Raw genomic sequence first — 16130 nt, 5'->3', positions numbered from 1 at the left:
ATGGCATTCGAATCAATCAGTGATTTCATCGCAATGGGCGGTTATGGGTTTTATGTGTGGTTATCCTACGGATTAACTTTTTTAGCGTTGATCATCTTAGTCGTTAATAGTATTGCTAAAAAAAATAAAATTCTTAAAAACGTTGAACAACGTTTATCTCGCGAACAACGCATTAAAAAAGCACAAAATATGGAAGGTACTTTATGAACCCGAGACGTAAAAAACGTTTATTAATCACCTCTTCATTAGTGGTTGGTTTATCACTGGCGATTGGTTTGGTGCTTTTTGCTCTGCAGCAAAATATTGATCTGTTTTATACCCCAACGGAGATCATCGAAGGTAAGAATGAAACCGGTGTTAAACCAGAGATCGGACAACGACTCCGCGTGGGTGGCATGGTAGTCAATGGCACGGTAAGCCGTGATCCTGAAAGCCTCAAAGTGAGCTTTGATCTGATCGATAACCGTGGTGGTATCGTAACAGTCTTCTTTGATGGTATTTTGCCGGATCTATTTCGTGAAGGACAAGGCATTGTTGCGCAGGGTGAATTATTAACCGCAACGCAAATAGATGCCTTTGAAGTGCTTGCTAAACATGATGAAGAGTATATGCCGCCTGAAGTTGCGGAAGCGCTTGAAGGCATGGACCACTTAAAATCAAATAAACCATAGAGGGTAGATTAATGCTTGCTGAAATTGGTCAATTTACACTGGTCATCGCCTGTATGTTGGCGTTGCTACAAACCGTTTACCCTTTATACGGTATCTATGCACGCGAACAGCGTGCTATCGAATCCGCTAAAGTATTAACTATTTTACAATTCTTTTTTGTTAGTTTGTCGTTAATTATTTTAAGCTACCTTTTTTTGGTAAATGATTTTACCGTGGGTTATATTGCCACCAATTCCAATAGTGCATTACCTTGGTATTATCGCTTATCAGCGGTATGGGGAGCACATGAAGGTTCGCTATTACTATGGGTATTCTTACTCTCATTATGGAGCACTGCGGTTGCTATATTAAGTAAACGCCTTCCCGTTGAGTCGATTGCCCGTGTACTGGCTGTATTAGGCTTGTTATCACTCGGTTTTTATCTGTTTGTATTATTAACCTCTAATCCATTTTTACGTACTTTACCTTACTTTCCCGTTGATGGCCGCGATCTGAACCCGCTGCTGCAGGATATTGGTCTGATATTGCATCCACCGATGTTGTACATGGGGTATGTAGGTTTTTCAGTGGCTTTTGCTTTTGCTATCGCAGCCTTAATGGAAGGGCGCTTAGACAGTGCTTGGGCAAAGTGGTCTCGTCCTTGGACCATGGCTGCTTGGGTATTTCTGACTGTCGGTATCGCACTAGGTAGCTGGTGGGCTTATTATGAATTAGGCTGGGGTGGTTGGTGGTTCTGGGATCCCGTTGAAAATGCTTCATTTATGCCTTGGATAGCGGGTACAGCGCTGATTCATTCCTTAGCTGTGAGTGAAAAACGTGGTGTATTTAAGTCATGGACTGTGTTGCTTGCGATCAGTGCGTTCTCATTAAGCCTGCTAGGTACTTTCTTAGTACGATCTGGGATTTTAGTATCGGTACATGCTTTTGCGAGTGATCCGGCGCGTGGCTTGTTTATTTTAGCGTTTCTAATTTTGGTGATTGGTGGGTCATTACTACTTTATGCTGTGCAAGCATCTAAAGTGAAAAGTCGTGGACGTTTCCAATTATTATCACGTGAAACGATGCTACTTACCAATAATATCCTCTTAATCGCGGCATTGATTGTGGTGTTATTAGGGACGTTATTGCCCCTCGTACATAAAGAGATTGGCTTAGGCAGCATCTCTATTGGCGAACCCTTCTTTAATAGTATGTTTACTATATTGGTGGTGCCCTTTGCGCTGTTTTTAGGTGTTGCACCACTAGTGCGCTGGAAACGTCAAAGCATCAATGAGTTATTTAAACCATTGTTACATTCATTATTGATCACTGTTGTACTTACCTTAGTGTTTCTTTATAGCTTTGCGTCGCATTTTACATGGCTTGCTTTGATGGGCGTATTCTTAGGATTCTGGGTATTGTCGGCAACTTGTTATGAGTTATACCTACGTGCTACACACCGTTTCTCTCTGTTTAAAGGGTTAACTAAGCTCGGCAATAGCCATTGGGCGATGAGTATTGGTCATGCAGGTTTTGCGGTCATGATTATCGGTATTACCATGACCCAAAACTACGATATTGAACGCGATGTTAAGTTAGCGGTAGGGGACAGTATTGCTTTTGAACATTATGATTTCCACTTTGATTCAATCCAAAATATGGATGGTCAAAACTATACGAGTAATGCAGGTGTTTTTACCATTAAAAAAGATGGTAAATATGTTACGACCATGAAATCAGAAAAGCGTATCTATACCGTGCAGCGCATGCCGATGACGGAAGCGGCTATCGATGCCGGTTTCACTCGTGATCTTTATATCGCAATGGGCGAAGTATTACCCGATGGTGCATGGGCAGTACGCATCTATTACAAACCATTCATTCGTTGGATCTGGTTTGGTCCATTAATGATGGGATTTGCAGGCATCATTATGATGATGGATAGACGTTACCGAGTTAAAAAACTGGTTAAAGAGGAGGCATAAATGGCTAATAATCGCAAAAGACTCGTTTTATTGGTGCCATTGGCGATCTTTTTTGTTGGCTGTATCTTCCTTTTTAAAGGTTTATACAGCGATCCTCGTAAGCTCGATTCAGCATTAATTGGGCAACCAGTACCTGAATTCATCTTGCAGGATATTTATGATGAAAATAAACAACATGATGCGTCTATTTTTAAGGGGCAAAAGATGTTGCTTAACGTCTGGGCTACTTGGTGTCCGACCTGTTATGCCGAGCATAAATTTCTTAACCAATTAGCGGCTCAAGGAATGTATATCGTTGGTATGAATTATAAGGATGATCGCAAAAAGGCGATTCGTTGGTTAACGGATCTTAACGACCCTTACCAAATCAGCCTCTTCGATCGTGATGGCATGCTGGGCATGGATCTTGGCGTTTATGGTGCACCTGAAACTTACTTTATCGATAGTAAAGGTATTATCCAATATCGCCATGTAGGTGATTTGAATGAACGTATATGGAAAGAGCAACTTGCTGAGCTCTTCGATGGGATGCAATAAAATGAGAAAATTAATCGTCGCGTTTTTTTTACTTTTTAGCGCTTTTACACCTGCCATTGCTAGCGCTATCGATACTTTTGAATTTGACAATGTTAAACAGGAACAAACGTTCCATGACTTAACCAAAGTATTACGTTGTCCAAAGTGTCAAAATCAAAATATTTCTGATTCCAATGCAGAGCTTGCTAAAGATCTACGTAATAAAACCTATGAGTTGGTTAAAGAAGGTAAAACGGAAGATGAGGTCGTTGATTACATGGTTGCGCGTTTTGGTAATTTTGTGCGTTATGACCCGCCGATGACCCCGGCGACCATCTTCCTATGGTTAGGCCCTCTATTATTTATTATTTTTGGATTCTTGGTGTTATATAAACAGGCTAAGAATAAAAGTAAAAAAGAGGATCAACTTGACAGTGAAGAGACTAATCGCTTACAAAAAATACTAAAACAGGGAGATAAATGATGATTTTACAATTTTGGCTTGGCGCCATTTTGTTACTTATTATTGCATCTGTAATATTTTTAATCCCCTTTTTAGGCGCTAAAAATAATACTAAAAGCAGTAGTCATGATAAGCGTAATCAGTTGAATCGTGCACTATATGATGTACGAGTAGCTGAAATTGAAAAGGATGATGAACAGGGGTTATTGATTGATAAAGATAAAATCATCAATGAGCTGCAACATAATTTATTAGACGATATTAACGATCAACAAGTAGCGTCGGTGGGCAATAAAAGTAAGTTAATCTGGTTACCTGGGTTATTGGTACTGACCTTAGGGTCAATAGCAATGTACTGGTCTGTTGGTGCTTACCAAGAGGTAAATAACTGGCAAAATACGCTACATCGCTACCCAGCACTTCAAGACAAACTGTTTAATGATCCTGATGCGCGTCCAACGGAACAGGATTTGCGTGATATTATGTTAGGGTTACGCACGCAGCTTGCTAATGATGCAAATGATGCTGATGGATGGCTGTTATACAGTCGTTTAGGTATGGTATTTAAAGATACTGAGTTGGCATTAGATGCGATCAAAAAAGCCTATGCATTAACACCAGAGTCAGTTGATGTGGTACTTGTTTATGCACAATTAAAGATGCAAAAAGGAGATGAGTATTCGCAGCAACAAGCGGAAATGATGTTAGCTCAATTGCTTGCTGATAACCCTACAGAGCTTCAGGCTTGGTCAATGTATGCGTTTATGGCACTTGAAAAACAAGATTTCTCCGCTGCGATTCAACGCTGGACGCAGATGTTAACCTTGGTTGATAGTGATTCAGAACAAGCGGGAATGCTGCGCGATAGCATTGATTATGCGAATACCCAAATGCAATCTCAAGATAGTGATGCGATGAGTACATCTAATTCATCGCTACCAACAGTGCAACAATCAACTCAGAAAACATTAGAAAGTGCTACCCTAGATGAAGCGGGTAAGCCGATCTATACGGTGAACATTTCCATTTCTGATGCGGTATTAGTTCCTGAGTCTGGTTTTTTAATCGTTTATGCACAAGCTGTTTCTGGCCCTAAAATGCCGATTGCTGCAGTGAAATTTGCATTAACGACGTTGCCTGTTTCAACGCAAATATCAGACGCTAATGCGATGATGCAGGGCATGAAGCTAAGTGACCAGAGTGAGTTTGTTATTAAAGCTCGACTTTCTAAAAGCGGTAATGTCATGAATAAAGAAGGGGATTGGCAAGGTACGAGTACGGTAATCGAAGCTGGACAACTCACACCGATAAATATTGTTATTAGTGAGCAGCTTTAAGGGTAAAATCGAGGGGGCATAATGGGAAAAGGAGTTCTACGATTACCATTATTTGTATGTTTGGTAATGATGCCAATAATGGCTTCAGCACAAACGGTTAATGGAGATTATGAGTATCAAACTCATATGAGTGATCCTATCGAGCCTATAAACCGTGTCATCTGGGATTTTAACTATCTTGTTCTTGATGCCTATATCTATAAGCCAGTTACTGAGACGTATGTTGATTGGATTCCTGATGGCGGACGAAAGGCAATAAATAATTTTGTTTTAAATTTTGATGAACCATCAACGATGGTAAATAATTTAATTCAATTAGAGTTTAAACATGCGGCAGGCGCTTTTGTCCGGTTTTCTCTTAATTCCACCTTTGGACTATTGGGTTTTTTTGATGTCGCTGAGCATGGTGGTGTGCCTCGACGACGAGAAACATTTAGTAATGTGCTTGGGCATTGGCATATTCCACATGGTGCATATTTAATGTTGCCGGTGATAGGTCCGCGAAGCGTGAGGAAACTCGTCGGTGGCGTTGTTGATGGGTTATATTTCCCAATGAGCTACCTTAGTTTTTGGCAAAGTACTGCGCTATGGGGATTAGATGGAATAGATAAACGTGAAAGCGTGTTGGGACAAGAGAAACTATTAGATCAATCGCTAGACCCTTACATTTTTGCCAAAGAAGCTTATATGCAATATGAAGCTTTTAAATTTTATCAAAATAGTGAAGATTTAAATCTGCTTATCGAGGAGCAGCAACAACAATCATTCGACCAAGAGCAGGACCTCGATGCGTTTATGGATGAGATTGATTAGAGGATTAGATAACTAAGTATGAATATAATTACAATTGATGGCCCAAGTGGCTCAGGAAAAGGCACTGTTTGTCATATATTGGCGAGTAAATTAGGCTGGAACCTCTTAGATAGCGGCGCGTTATACCGTATTTTGGCCTATGCTGCGTTACAAGAGAAAGTTGCTCTAGACAATGATCTGCAACTAGCTGAACTCGCGTTGAATTTAAAGGTTGCATTTATCTCTAATGGAGCTGGAGTTGATACCATACTCAATGGTGAGAATGTTGGCGATAAATTGCGTACCGAAGTAGTGGCTGAGTCGGCTTCAAAGGTCGCATCCATTCAAGTCGTACGTGATGCATTGCTGGAGCGACAAAAAGCATTTTACCAAGAGCCTGGGTTAATTGCTGACGGTCGCGACATGGGAACCGTGGTTTTTCCTGATGCGCCGATTAAAGTATTTTTAGATGCAAGTGCCGAAGAGCGAGCACAGCGCCGTTTTAATCAGTTGCAAAATAAAGGTTTTGATGTTAGCATCGCGCAAATTTTAAGCGAAATCAAAGAACGTGATTTTCGTGATCGAAATCGCACTGTTGCGCCATTAAAGCCAGCAAGTGACGCTATAGAGATCGATTCGACCTCATTAACTATTGATGAAGTTGTTAGTCAAGTTGTTGATTTAGTTAAGCTTAAATTAAATTTGGCAGTGAAATAATTTACTGCTTTTTATATATCATTTTATGGATGAAATGATAATTTTTCTTGCCTCCCTCGCGAATGGATTGTGATGGGTTGTATAAAATAAGTGTGAATAAATAGATGATGGAATCTTTTGCTGAACTATTTGAAGAATCTCTTCAACAGGTAGAAACTCGCCCTGGTACAATTGTTAAAGGTACAATTGTTGGAATCCGTAACAACCTAGTATTCGTTGATGCTGGTCTTAAATCTGAAGCTGCTATTGACGTTGCTGAATTTAAGAACGCTGCTGGCGAAATTGAAGTTGTTGTTGGCGATGTTGTAGACGTAGCGTTAGACGCGGTAGAGGACGGTTTCGGTGAAACTAAACTTTCTCGTGAAAAAGCTAAACGTCACGAAGCTTGGATCCAGCTTGAGAAAGCATACGAAGACCAAGAAACAGTTATCGGTGTTATCAACGGTAAAGTTAAAGGTGGTTTCACTGTTGAATTAAACGGTATTCGTGCATTCTTACCTGGCTCATTAGTTGACGTACGTCCGGTACGTGACACTGCTCACCTTGAAAACAAAGATATTGAATTCAAAGTGATCAAACTTGATCAAAAACGTAACAACGTTGTTGTATCTCGTCGTGCTGTTATCGAAACTGAAAACAGTGCTGAACGTGAAGAGCTACTTGAAAATCTTCAAGAAGGTCAAGACGTTAAAGGTATCGTTAAGAACCTAACTGACTACGGTGCATTCGTAGATCTAGGTGGTGTTGACGGTCTATTACATATTACTGATATGGCTTGGAAACGCGTTAAGCACCCAAGTGAAATCGTAAATGTTGGTGATGAAATCAACGTTAAAGTTCTTAAGTACGATCGTGAGCGCACTCGTGTTTCTCTAGGTCTTAAGCAACTTGGTGAAGATCCATGGGTAGCAATCGCTAAGCGTTACCCTGAATCAACTCGTTTAACTGGTAAAGTAACTAACTTAACTGATTACGGTTGTTTCGTAGAAATTGAAGAAGGCGTTGAAGGTCTTGTTCACGTTTCTGAAATGGATTGGACTAACAAAAACATCCACCCATCTAAAGTTGTTAACTTAGGTGACATGGCTGAAGTTATGGTTCTAGACATCGACGAAGAACGTCGTCGTATTTCTCTAGGTCTTAAACAGTGTAAAGCTAACCCATGGGAAGAGTTCTCTTCAACACACGATAAAGGCCAGAAAGTTTCTGGTAAAATCAAGTCTATTACTGACTTCGGTATCTTCATCGGTCTTGACGGTAACATCGATGGTCTAGTACATCTTTCTGATATCAGCTGGGATGTTGAAGGCGAGAAAGCAGTTCAAGAGTACAAAAAAGGCGACGAAATCGAAGCTGTTGTACTACAAGTTGACCCAGAGCGTGAACGTATCTCTCTAGGTATCAAACAAATTGCTGCTGACCCATTCAATAACTACCTTGCAGAAAACAAGAAAGGTGCTGTTGTTGTTGGTACTATCGCAGAATCTGATGCAAAAGGTGCTGTTGTAACTCTTGCTGATGGCGTTGAAGGTTACATTCGTGTTGCTGATATTTCACGTGATCGTATCGAAGATGCATCTACTGTACTTAAAGCTGGTGATTCAATTGAAGCTAAATATGTTGGTGTTGATCGTAAAAACCGCGTAATTAGCCTTTCTGTTAAAGCGAAAGATGAAGCTGAAGAGAAAGAAGCAATTGATAGCTTAAAAGAACAAGATGAAGCAAGCATGGGTAATGCGATGCTTGACGCATTTAATGCAGCTAAAGGCAAATAATTAATTGAAGTGGGCTTTTTTCGCCCACTTTTCTTAACTGGAGTCTATACTTACTGCATTCGTTAATTTTTAAATGAGGTAGAATATGACTAAGTCTGATTTAATTGAAAGACTAACCAGCAAGCACTTTCAATTGTCAATTAAAGAAGTAGAAGATAGCGTAAAGGAATCGCTGCAACTAATGACTGATTCACTTGCTCAAGGTGAGCGAATTGAAGTTAGAGGTTTTGGTAGTTTCTCATTACATTATCGCGCACCACGTATCGGACGTAATCCTAAGACAGGAGATAAAGTCGAATTAGGTGGCAAGCATGTTCCGCACTTTAAACCTGGCAAAGAGTTGAGAGAGCGAGTTAATGCCGTTAATGCTTAATGCATAACACATTTAAAATGGTGCTTATAAAGCACCATTTTTTTTGCCTATTTTTTACCTAAAGTTAAATCGCAGATTTATTACCTGACCAATTTATAATACACTTAGTAAACCATCCATTACCTATTGAGTTGAAATATGAAACGTTTTATTACACTCGTTGTTATCATTTTACTGTTCGCTATTGCGATCATTTTAGGTTTGAAAAATCAGCAGTTGGTAAATATTAACTACTTACTTGCACAAAGCGAAATGCGCCTATCAACCTTGTTGGCAATTAATTTCATGTTTGGGTTTATCATTTCAGGTTGTTTTGGCACACTTTTCTATTTTCGTTTGGGCATGAAAACGCGTCATCTACGCAAGCTCAATAAAAAACAGCGTAAAGAGCTAAATTTATTACGCTCAACACCAGAAAAAGATTAGCTCTTAGTGCAAGAGATATTCTTCCTCCTATTACCCGTAGCAGCCTTTTATGGCTGGTATATGGGCGTGCGTAGTGTCCATCAAAAGAAGCAAAAAAAAGACAATAAGCTCAGTCGTGATTACGTAAAAGGGTTAAATTTTCTATTAAGTGATCAACCTGATAAAGCGGTTGACCATTTTATTGCCTTGCTAGAGGTTGATAATGAAACCATCGAAACTCATTTAGCGTTAGGTAACTTATTTCGTCAACGCGGAGAAGTAGAACGCTCTATTCGCATTCACCAAAATTTAATTGCGCGTCCATCATTAACACGCGAACAGCGTGATCTCGCCCTATTACAGCTAGGTAAAGATTTCTACCAAGCAGGTCTGTTTGATCGCAGTGAAGAGATTTTTATACAACTCAAGCAATCACCAGAATATAAGCAGGTTGCTTTAGAGAATTTACTGAATATTTATCAGCAGTTAAAAGATTGGAAAGAAGCGGTTAGTGTAACAGAAGCATTAAATAAAATTGGTAAAGGGAAAATAAAGCGACGTACACTCTCCTATTTATATTGTAGTTTAGCGCTAGAGTCTGAAGATGAGAAACAGCAGGTGAAGCTGTATAAAAAAGCATTAGAAACCTTTCCCGGTTGTGTAAAGGCGAGCTTAGCATTAAGTGATTATTATCAACGACATAATCAGCTTGATAAAGCACTCGTGGTATTGCAAAAAATCCCCGAGGTGGATATTGATTTTAGTGAGATAATACTCGATAAACTATTACTGTTACATCAGCAGCTTGGACGGGAAGAAGAGCTGATTACTTATCTTTACCGAATTATCAGTTTAGGTGCTGGTGCGAGTAGCGTTATATTACTCTCAAAATTGATCGCAGAGTTTCGTAGTATAGAAAAAGCACAGGTTTTCATGTTGCAAGAGTTACGACGTAACCCAACGATGAAAGGCTTTAATCAATTGATGAGTTATCACCTTACTCTCTCTGAGTCAGAAAGTGAGGTAGAAAGTCTGTCATTTCTGCAAAAATTAGTCGCTGAGCAGATAAAATTACGCCCACATTATCGTTGTCAAAAATGTGGTTATTCAAGTAACAAACTATTTTGGTTATGTCCTTCTTGCCGAAATTGGGGAAGGATAAAACCTATTCGTGGTTTAGATGGTGAGTAATATTTCATGATGTTGCTATTTAAAGTAACCTGCTCATTGAAAGTACTTATTTAAATGACTAAACTGCGCATTTTCGCCTTCAATTTGCATTAAATAGGCTTGCCTTGAGTTAATGGTTAATGGTTAATAAGTAAATATTAGATAATTAGGAAAAAAGATGAATCAGTTAGATCCAAAAGTTGTGATTGCGTTAGATTACGATAATAAACAAAGCGCATTAGATTTTATAAATCAGCTTGATCCTGCAACGTGTCGCTTAAAAATTGGTAAAGAGATGTTTACTCATTTTGGTCCTGATTTCGTAAAACAGATTGTTGCTAAAGATTTTGATGTTTTTTTAGATCTAAAATTCCATGATATCCCTAATACGGTGGCTAAAGCCGTTAAAGCTGCCGCTGATTTAGGTGTGTGGATGGTCAATGTCCATGCAAGTGGTGGTCGTCGTATGATGGAAGCTGCAAAGGGAATTCTGGAGCCTTATGGTGACAAAGCACCATTATTAATTGCGGTGACGGTACTAACTAGCATGGATGAGAGTGACCTATTAGAGCTAGGTATTGAACTTTCACCATTAGAGCAGGTGAAGCGCCTAGCTACCTTAACCAAATCTTCAGGGCTTGATGGTGTTGTTTGTTCATCCCACGAAGCAACTGAACTTAAAGCATTATTAGGTAAAGAGTTTAAATTGATTACACCAGGGATTCGCCCAGAAGGTAGCGATAGCGGTGATCAACGTCGTATTAAAACCCCTAAACAAGCGATGGATTCAGGTTCAGACTACTTAGTAATTGGACGTCCGATTACACAAGCGGAAAACCCTGCGCAAGTATTAACAGAGATAAATGCAACGTTATAAGTTTGCTGGAACAATTGAATGAAAAGATTTGATATCAATAAATATAAAGCGGAATTTATGGAAAAATTCGCGGTCGATTTTACCCCGTGGATGTCACCTACTATCCGTGATTATTATTCGCTGTTTATCAAAAAAGCAAATAACAATCGCGCACAGTTACGTTCTTGGGTAAAAGAGTACTCGATCCTTAAAGATGGTAAAACCGTTAATATTGCGCAAAAGCCAATACAACTTTCGCCCGATGCAAGAGAACTTTTTTTAACACTACAGTTGCAAATTGGTGAAGAGGTGCATGTTGGTGACTGGTTAACCGTCGACCAAGATCGTATCGATCAGTTTGCCGAAGTGACTGAAGATCGTCAGTGGTTACATAATGATGTTGAAAAAGCGGAAAAAGAGTCACCTTTTAAAACCACGATTGCACACGGTTTTTTAACGCTATCACTATTACCACGATTAACAGATAGCGTTAATCCAGATAAGCCCCTTTATCCCGACGCAAAAATGACGGTGAACTATGGCTTAAACCAAGTACGTTTCCCTTACCCAGTAAAGACGGGCAGTGTCATACGTGCGCATAGTCGATTAATTAAGGTTACCCCGATCAAGCGCGGTCTTGAGATCGAGAAAGAGATCTCCGTTGAGATAAAAAACACACGCCGCCCCGGCTGTGTTGCTGTATCTGTTGTACGTGTGTACTTTTAATTTTAACCATCTATTTTAAGTGCTGATCTTTTGACGCTGACAAAGATCTTCATTTAATCTGTCCTATAAAGTAGGAAACTATTTCCTGTCTTTAATTTTATGTGTTTATTGGCAATGATTAACGGCAATAAGCGCATAAAAGGTCATCTTTGCCACCTTCTCTTTTTATAATAAACCTACTGTTTACACCTATTTCTACGTTATAAACATTAATATCTAGCCACTAATGCATAATTTTCCTGTAATAAAAAGAATTCTATGAAACAGTTAACTAACTGAAAATAAATTGTTTTTTATTTTTTTTAATGTTTTTTATCCTCTGTTCTTATTTTATTCATCATTAAAATTGTATCCAAATAATATTTTTTAAAAGTTGGCATAAAACTCGCATTGTAACCCTTGAGAGTAAAAATTGACGGCAAAACGTACAAGGTTGCCGATTTTTCCCGCATGGGATAGAAAGAAACCAAGGAGCCAACAATGGCACAGATTATTAACACTAATATTATGTCGCTAAATGCACAGCGCCAACTAAATAAAAGCCAACTAACCCAAAACCAAGCAATGGAGCGTTTGTCTTCAGGCTTGCGTATTAACAGCGCAAAAGATGATGCTGCAGGTTTGGCGATATCGACTGGTATGCAGTCACAAATTAAAGGTATCAATCAGGCTGTACGTAATGCAAATGATGGTATCTCTATGGCACAAACTGCAGAAGGTTCAATGGATGAGATGACGAACATCCTCCAGCGTATGCGTGAACTTTCTGTTCAATCCTCGAATGATACTAACTCAGCATCAAACAGAGTATCGATCCAAAAAGAGGTTGATCAACTTTATACCGAGTTAGATCGTATTGCGACAACAACACAATTTAATGGGACCAATTTATTAGACGGGAGTTCAGGCGAAACTACGTTACAAATTGGTGCTAATTCAGGCGAAAGTTTAAGCTTTAGCATTGCCGGCGTGACCACTTCTGATCTTGGCCTGAATGGTAACCTTAATAAAGCCGACTTAAACGGCGGCCGTGTTGGCACTGCAGGCACAACCGCAGGGGATCTATTAGTAAACGGTACAGATATTGGCACTGTTGCTGCAAAACCTGGCGATGAAGCAGGTGCAATGGTTGATGCGATTAATTTAAAAACAGCAGAAACGGGTGTGAGTGCAACTGCCTATAACATGGTACAAGGTGATGCGGGCAGTACAGCCGTTACTGGTATTACCAACGGATTAGTGGTTAACGGTACGACGCTAGGTGCTACCTCTTCTATGGATAACTTAGTTGAAAGTATCAATCGTGATGTAACTGGTATCACAGCCTCTGTGGGTAATGATGGTGAACTACTCCTTACTAATGAAGGTGGTAAAGACATCACCATTGATGGTGCACAAACAGATTTAAATGCTGCGGGTTTTAGTGGCGTAACGACAGGTGGTGCTGGCGGAACATTTACGGGTTATATCGCGTTAGATAGCGCTGATGATGCGCCGATCGCTGTGTCAGGTAATGCACCTGGTGGAGCTGGTTTCTTAGAATCAAATGGTGCGGGCTCTATTACCAGCGGTGTCGCTACTGCAGCTGGTGCAGCAACTACGATTGGTGCGACGGATAATTTGCAAATAAACGGTGTCGATATTGAGCCTGCTGCTTACACAACAGATCAAGAGCTAATTGACCATATCAATACATATTCAGGCGATACTGGTGTGACCATGTCGGGAAGCGCTGCCGGTGGTTTTCAGTTTTCTGCGGAAGATGGTCGTGATGTTGAAATATCATCATCTTCACCAACACAGGCAGGACGTAATGCTGCATTGTCTAAATTGGGTATGCAAAGTGAAATGGGTGGCAAAGTCGTTGATAGTGTCGGCTTGAGCGTTACTACTGCTGCGGGTGCCAATAATAGTATCGATGCCATTGATAAAGCATTAACTAAGATTACTGATTCTCGTGCGAATTTGGGTGCGATTCAAAACCGTTTAGGTTCTACTATCTCTAACTTAGAAAATGTATCACAAAACTTAGCATCTTCGAATTCTCGTATTCAAGATGCAGACTTTGCTGCTGAAAGCTCGAAGATGAGTAAAGCACAGATATTACAACAGGCTGGTACCTCGATGTTATCGCAGGCCAATGCAAGTACACAAAACGTCTTGTCATTACTACAAGGATAAAGTGAGTTGACTAAACACGATTAGAAAGGCAAACATTGCCTTAGATAATTATGGTCACTTTAAGCAGGTAAAATGGGTGAAGGTTTCGTAGGTTTTTACTCTCATTTTCTCCTTAGTTCCCACCCATTGAAAGGCAGCCTCGGCTGCCTTTTTCGTTTTATTTATAGCTTTCATTTCTCTCTTTTCTGTTTATCAACCTCACTATCTAAGATGCCCCATCAAGTCGTTGTAATTTTTTTATGATAAATCCTAAAGTAATTTTTATTGCTGTCGATAAAGTTATTAAGTCAGCAGATCGACTGTTTTGAAAATGAACCGAATAGAAAATAGTTAAAAAAATTAAAGTTATTTTTTAAGCGGTCGATAGATAAGTCATAACCAATTAAATAAATACTTAAGTGTTTTAGTTAACTTAAGTCAGAAATTAAACCAAGGAGCAGATTATGGTAGGTGTAGTAAATACAAACGTGATGTCACTAAATGCGCAACGTAATTTAAACAAATCACAAGCAACAAGTAACCAAGCTATGGAACGTTTATCTTCTGGCTTACGTATTAACAGCGCAAAAGATGACGCAGCGGGTCTTGCTATTTCTACCGGTATGCAGTCACAAATTAAAGGTATCAACCAAGGTATTCGTAATGCTAACGATGGTGTATCAATGGCGCAAACTGCTGAGGGTGCAATGGATGAGATGACCAACATCCTACAGCGTATGCGTGAACTATCGGTACAATCATCGAATGATACTAACTCTGCAGAAAACCGTGGCGCAATCCAAAAAGAGGTTGATCAACTTCACTCTGAGCTAGACCGTATCGCAGGAACAACAGAATTCAATGGCATCAAACTGTTAGATGGTAGCTCTGGCGAAACGACCTTACAAATTGGTGCTAATTCAGGCGAATCATTAAGCTTTTCTATCCAAGGTGTAACAACTAATGATCTTGGCTTAAATGGCGATCTAAACAAAGGTGAGTTAAACGGTGGTCGTGCTACAGGTACTGCGCTTGCTGATGGCGATTTATTAATTAATGGTGTAGATATTGGCGCGACAACGGTACAACCTGGCAATGAAGCGGGTGCAAAAGTTGAAGCTATTAACTTGAAAACATCTGAAACAGGTGTAAGTGCAAGTGCATACAATGTTGTTCAGGGTGATGCTGCGGGTACTGCGGTAACAGGTATTACTGACGGCTTAACTGTTAACGGCACGACGCTAGGTGCGACTTCTTCAATGGATAACCTTGTTGAAACAATTAACCGTGATGTAAGCGGCGTTAATGCATCTTTAGGTGATGATGGTGAACTATTACTAACCAATGATACAGGTAAAGATATTACTGTTGGTAGTACAGACCAAGGAAATCTTGATGCTGCAGGTTTTAGTGGCGTAACTGCACATGCGACCGATAGCACGACATTTACTGGTTATGTTGCTTTAGATAGTGCTGATGATAAACCTATCTCAGTGACTGGTGCAGCGGCTGAAAAAGCGGGTTTCTTGAAGTCTAATGGTGCAGGTTCAATCACTGGTGGCGTTGCAACAGCAGCGACAGCATCAACAACAATTGAAGCAACAGATAAATTGCAAATCAATGGTGTTGATATCGAAGGTGCTGCATATACGACAGATCAAGAACTAATCGATCATGTTAATACCTATTCAGATGAAACGGGTGTTACGATGTCTGGTACTGCTGCTGGTGGTTTCCAGTTCTCTGCTGCAGATGGCCGCGGTGTTGAAATTTCATCGGGTGCTGATACACAAGCAGGGCGTACAGCTGCACTAACTAAATTAGGCATGCAAAGTGAAATGGGCGGTAAATCGATCGACTCTTTAGGCGTTAATGTTTCAACGGCTAGCGGTGCGAACACAGCGATTGATAAAATTGATGATGCATTAAGTAAAATCTCTGATTCTCGTGCTGACCTTGGTGCGATTCAAAACCGTTTAGGCTCTACTGTGTCTAACTTAGAAAATGTTTCTCAAAACTTATCGGCTTCTAACTCTCGAATTCAAGATGCAGACTTTGCTGCAGAAAGTTCAAAAATGAGTAAAGCGCAGATATTACAACAAGCGGGGACGTCAATGCTTTCACAGGCAAATGCTTCTTCACAAAGTGTTTTATCAATGCTTGGTTAAGTACTTTGATAAATTGTCTGGGATGCCAGTAATAAAG

The 16130-nt window shown here is 39.9% G+C and carries 16 protein-coding genes; all 16 read left to right on the top strand.

Annotated elements, in window-relative coordinates:
* The 16 genes from ccmD to QQK09_RS02515 all read left to right on the top strand — a co-directional run bounded on the left by ccmD (window position 1) and on the right by QQK09_RS02515 (window position 16093).
* Window positions 1–207, top strand: coding sequence for a heme exporter protein CcmD (gene ccmD / locus QQK09_RS02590; RefSeq protein WP_284202552.1), 207 nt, complete (start codon window positions 1–3; stop codon window positions 205–207).
* The gene (gene ccmE, locus QQK09_RS02585) at window positions 204–671 is read left to right on the top strand and encodes a cytochrome c maturation protein CcmE (protein WP_284202551.1); all 468 of its coding nucleotides are present in this window, start codon (window positions 204–206) and stop codon (window positions 669–671) included. The genes ccmD and ccmE overlap by 4 nt, the downstream gene beginning before the upstream one ends.
* An 11-nt stretch (window positions 672–682) precedes the next feature.
* Complete coding sequence (locus QQK09_RS02580) at window positions 683–2635, top strand: heme lyase CcmF/NrfE family subunit (protein WP_284202550.1); 1953 nt, start codon at window positions 683–685, stop codon at window positions 2633–2635.
* Window positions 2636–3172 (top strand): DsbE family thiol:disulfide interchange protein, encoded by a 537-nt coding sequence (locus QQK09_RS02575; protein ID WP_284202549.1) that lies wholly within the window; start codon window positions 2636–2638, stop codon window positions 3170–3172.
* 1 nt (window position 3173) lies between these two features.
* Window positions 3174–3635, top strand: a complete 462-nt coding sequence (locus QQK09_RS02570; protein ID WP_284202548.1) for a cytochrome c-type biogenesis protein — start codon at window positions 3174–3176, stop codon at window positions 3633–3635.
* On the top strand, window positions 3632–4951 hold the full coding sequence (ccmI, locus tag QQK09_RS02565) for a c-type cytochrome biogenesis protein CcmI (protein WP_284202547.1): 1320 nt from the start codon (window positions 3632–3634) through the stop codon (window positions 4949–4951). The genes QQK09_RS02570 and ccmI overlap by 4 nt, the downstream gene beginning before the upstream one ends.
* A 21-nt stretch (window positions 4952–4972) precedes the next feature.
* A complete protein-coding gene (locus tag QQK09_RS02560; RefSeq protein WP_284202546.1) occupies window positions 4973–5764 on the top strand; it encodes an MlaA family lipoprotein in 792 nt (263 codons plus the stop codon).
* A gap of 18 nt (window positions 5765–5782) precedes the next feature.
* Window positions 5783–6460, top strand: a complete 678-nt coding sequence (gene cmk / locus QQK09_RS02555) for a (d)CMP kinase (protein WP_284202545.1) — start codon at window positions 5783–5785, stop codon at window positions 6458–6460.
* A 104-nt stretch (window positions 6461–6564) separates the two neighbouring features.
* The gene (gene rpsA / locus QQK09_RS02550) at window positions 6565–8235 is read left to right on the top strand and encodes a 30S ribosomal protein S1 (protein ID WP_284202544.1); all 1671 of its coding nucleotides are present in this window, start codon (window positions 6565–6567) and stop codon (window positions 8233–8235) included.
* 85 nt (window positions 8236–8320) lie between these two features.
* Window positions 8321–8608: an integration host factor subunit beta gene (locus QQK09_RS02545; RefSeq protein WP_284202543.1), complete on the top strand. Its 288-nt coding sequence runs from the start codon at window positions 8321–8323 to the stop codon at window positions 8606–8608.
* A 138-nt stretch (window positions 8609–8746) separates the two neighbouring features.
* A complete protein-coding gene (locus QQK09_RS02540; RefSeq protein WP_284202542.1) occupies window positions 8747–9034 on the top strand; it encodes a LapA family protein in 288 nt (95 codons plus the stop codon).
* 6 nt (window positions 9035–9040) lie between these two features.
* Window positions 9041–10204 (top strand): lipopolysaccharide assembly protein LapB, encoded by a 1164-nt coding sequence (lapB, locus tag QQK09_RS02535; protein ID WP_284202541.1) that lies wholly within the window; start codon window positions 9041–9043, stop codon window positions 10202–10204.
* A gap of 157 nt (window positions 10205–10361) precedes the next feature.
* Entirely contained in the window at window positions 10362–11060 is a 699-nt protein-coding gene (pyrF, locus tag QQK09_RS02530) for an orotidine-5'-phosphate decarboxylase (protein WP_284202540.1), read from the top strand.
* An 18-nt stretch (window positions 11061–11078) separates the two neighbouring features.
* A complete protein-coding gene (locus tag QQK09_RS02525; RefSeq protein WP_284202539.1) occupies window positions 11079–11765 on the top strand; it encodes a MaoC family dehydratase in 687 nt (228 codons plus the stop codon).
* Between the two features lie 480 nt (window positions 11766–12245).
* Window positions 12246–13946 (top strand): flagellin N-terminal helical domain-containing protein, encoded by a 1701-nt coding sequence (locus QQK09_RS02520; protein WP_284202538.1) that lies wholly within the window; start codon window positions 12246–12248, stop codon window positions 13944–13946.
* Window positions 13947–14389: 443 nt separating this feature from the next.
* Entirely contained in the window at window positions 14390–16093 is a 1704-nt protein-coding gene (locus QQK09_RS02515; protein ID WP_284202537.1) for a flagellin N-terminal helical domain-containing protein, read from the top strand.
* Window positions 16094–16130 lie beyond the last annotated feature (37 nt).

Origin of the sequence: Psychromonas marina (assembly GCF_030161115.1) — a bacterium.
GTDB classification, from domain to species: domain Bacteria; phylum Pseudomonadota; class Gammaproteobacteria; order Enterobacterales; family Psychromonadaceae; genus Psychromonas; species Psychromonas marina.
Note: the sequence above shows the minus strand (reverse complement) of the source record. Positions and strands in the feature narration are given on the sequence as shown.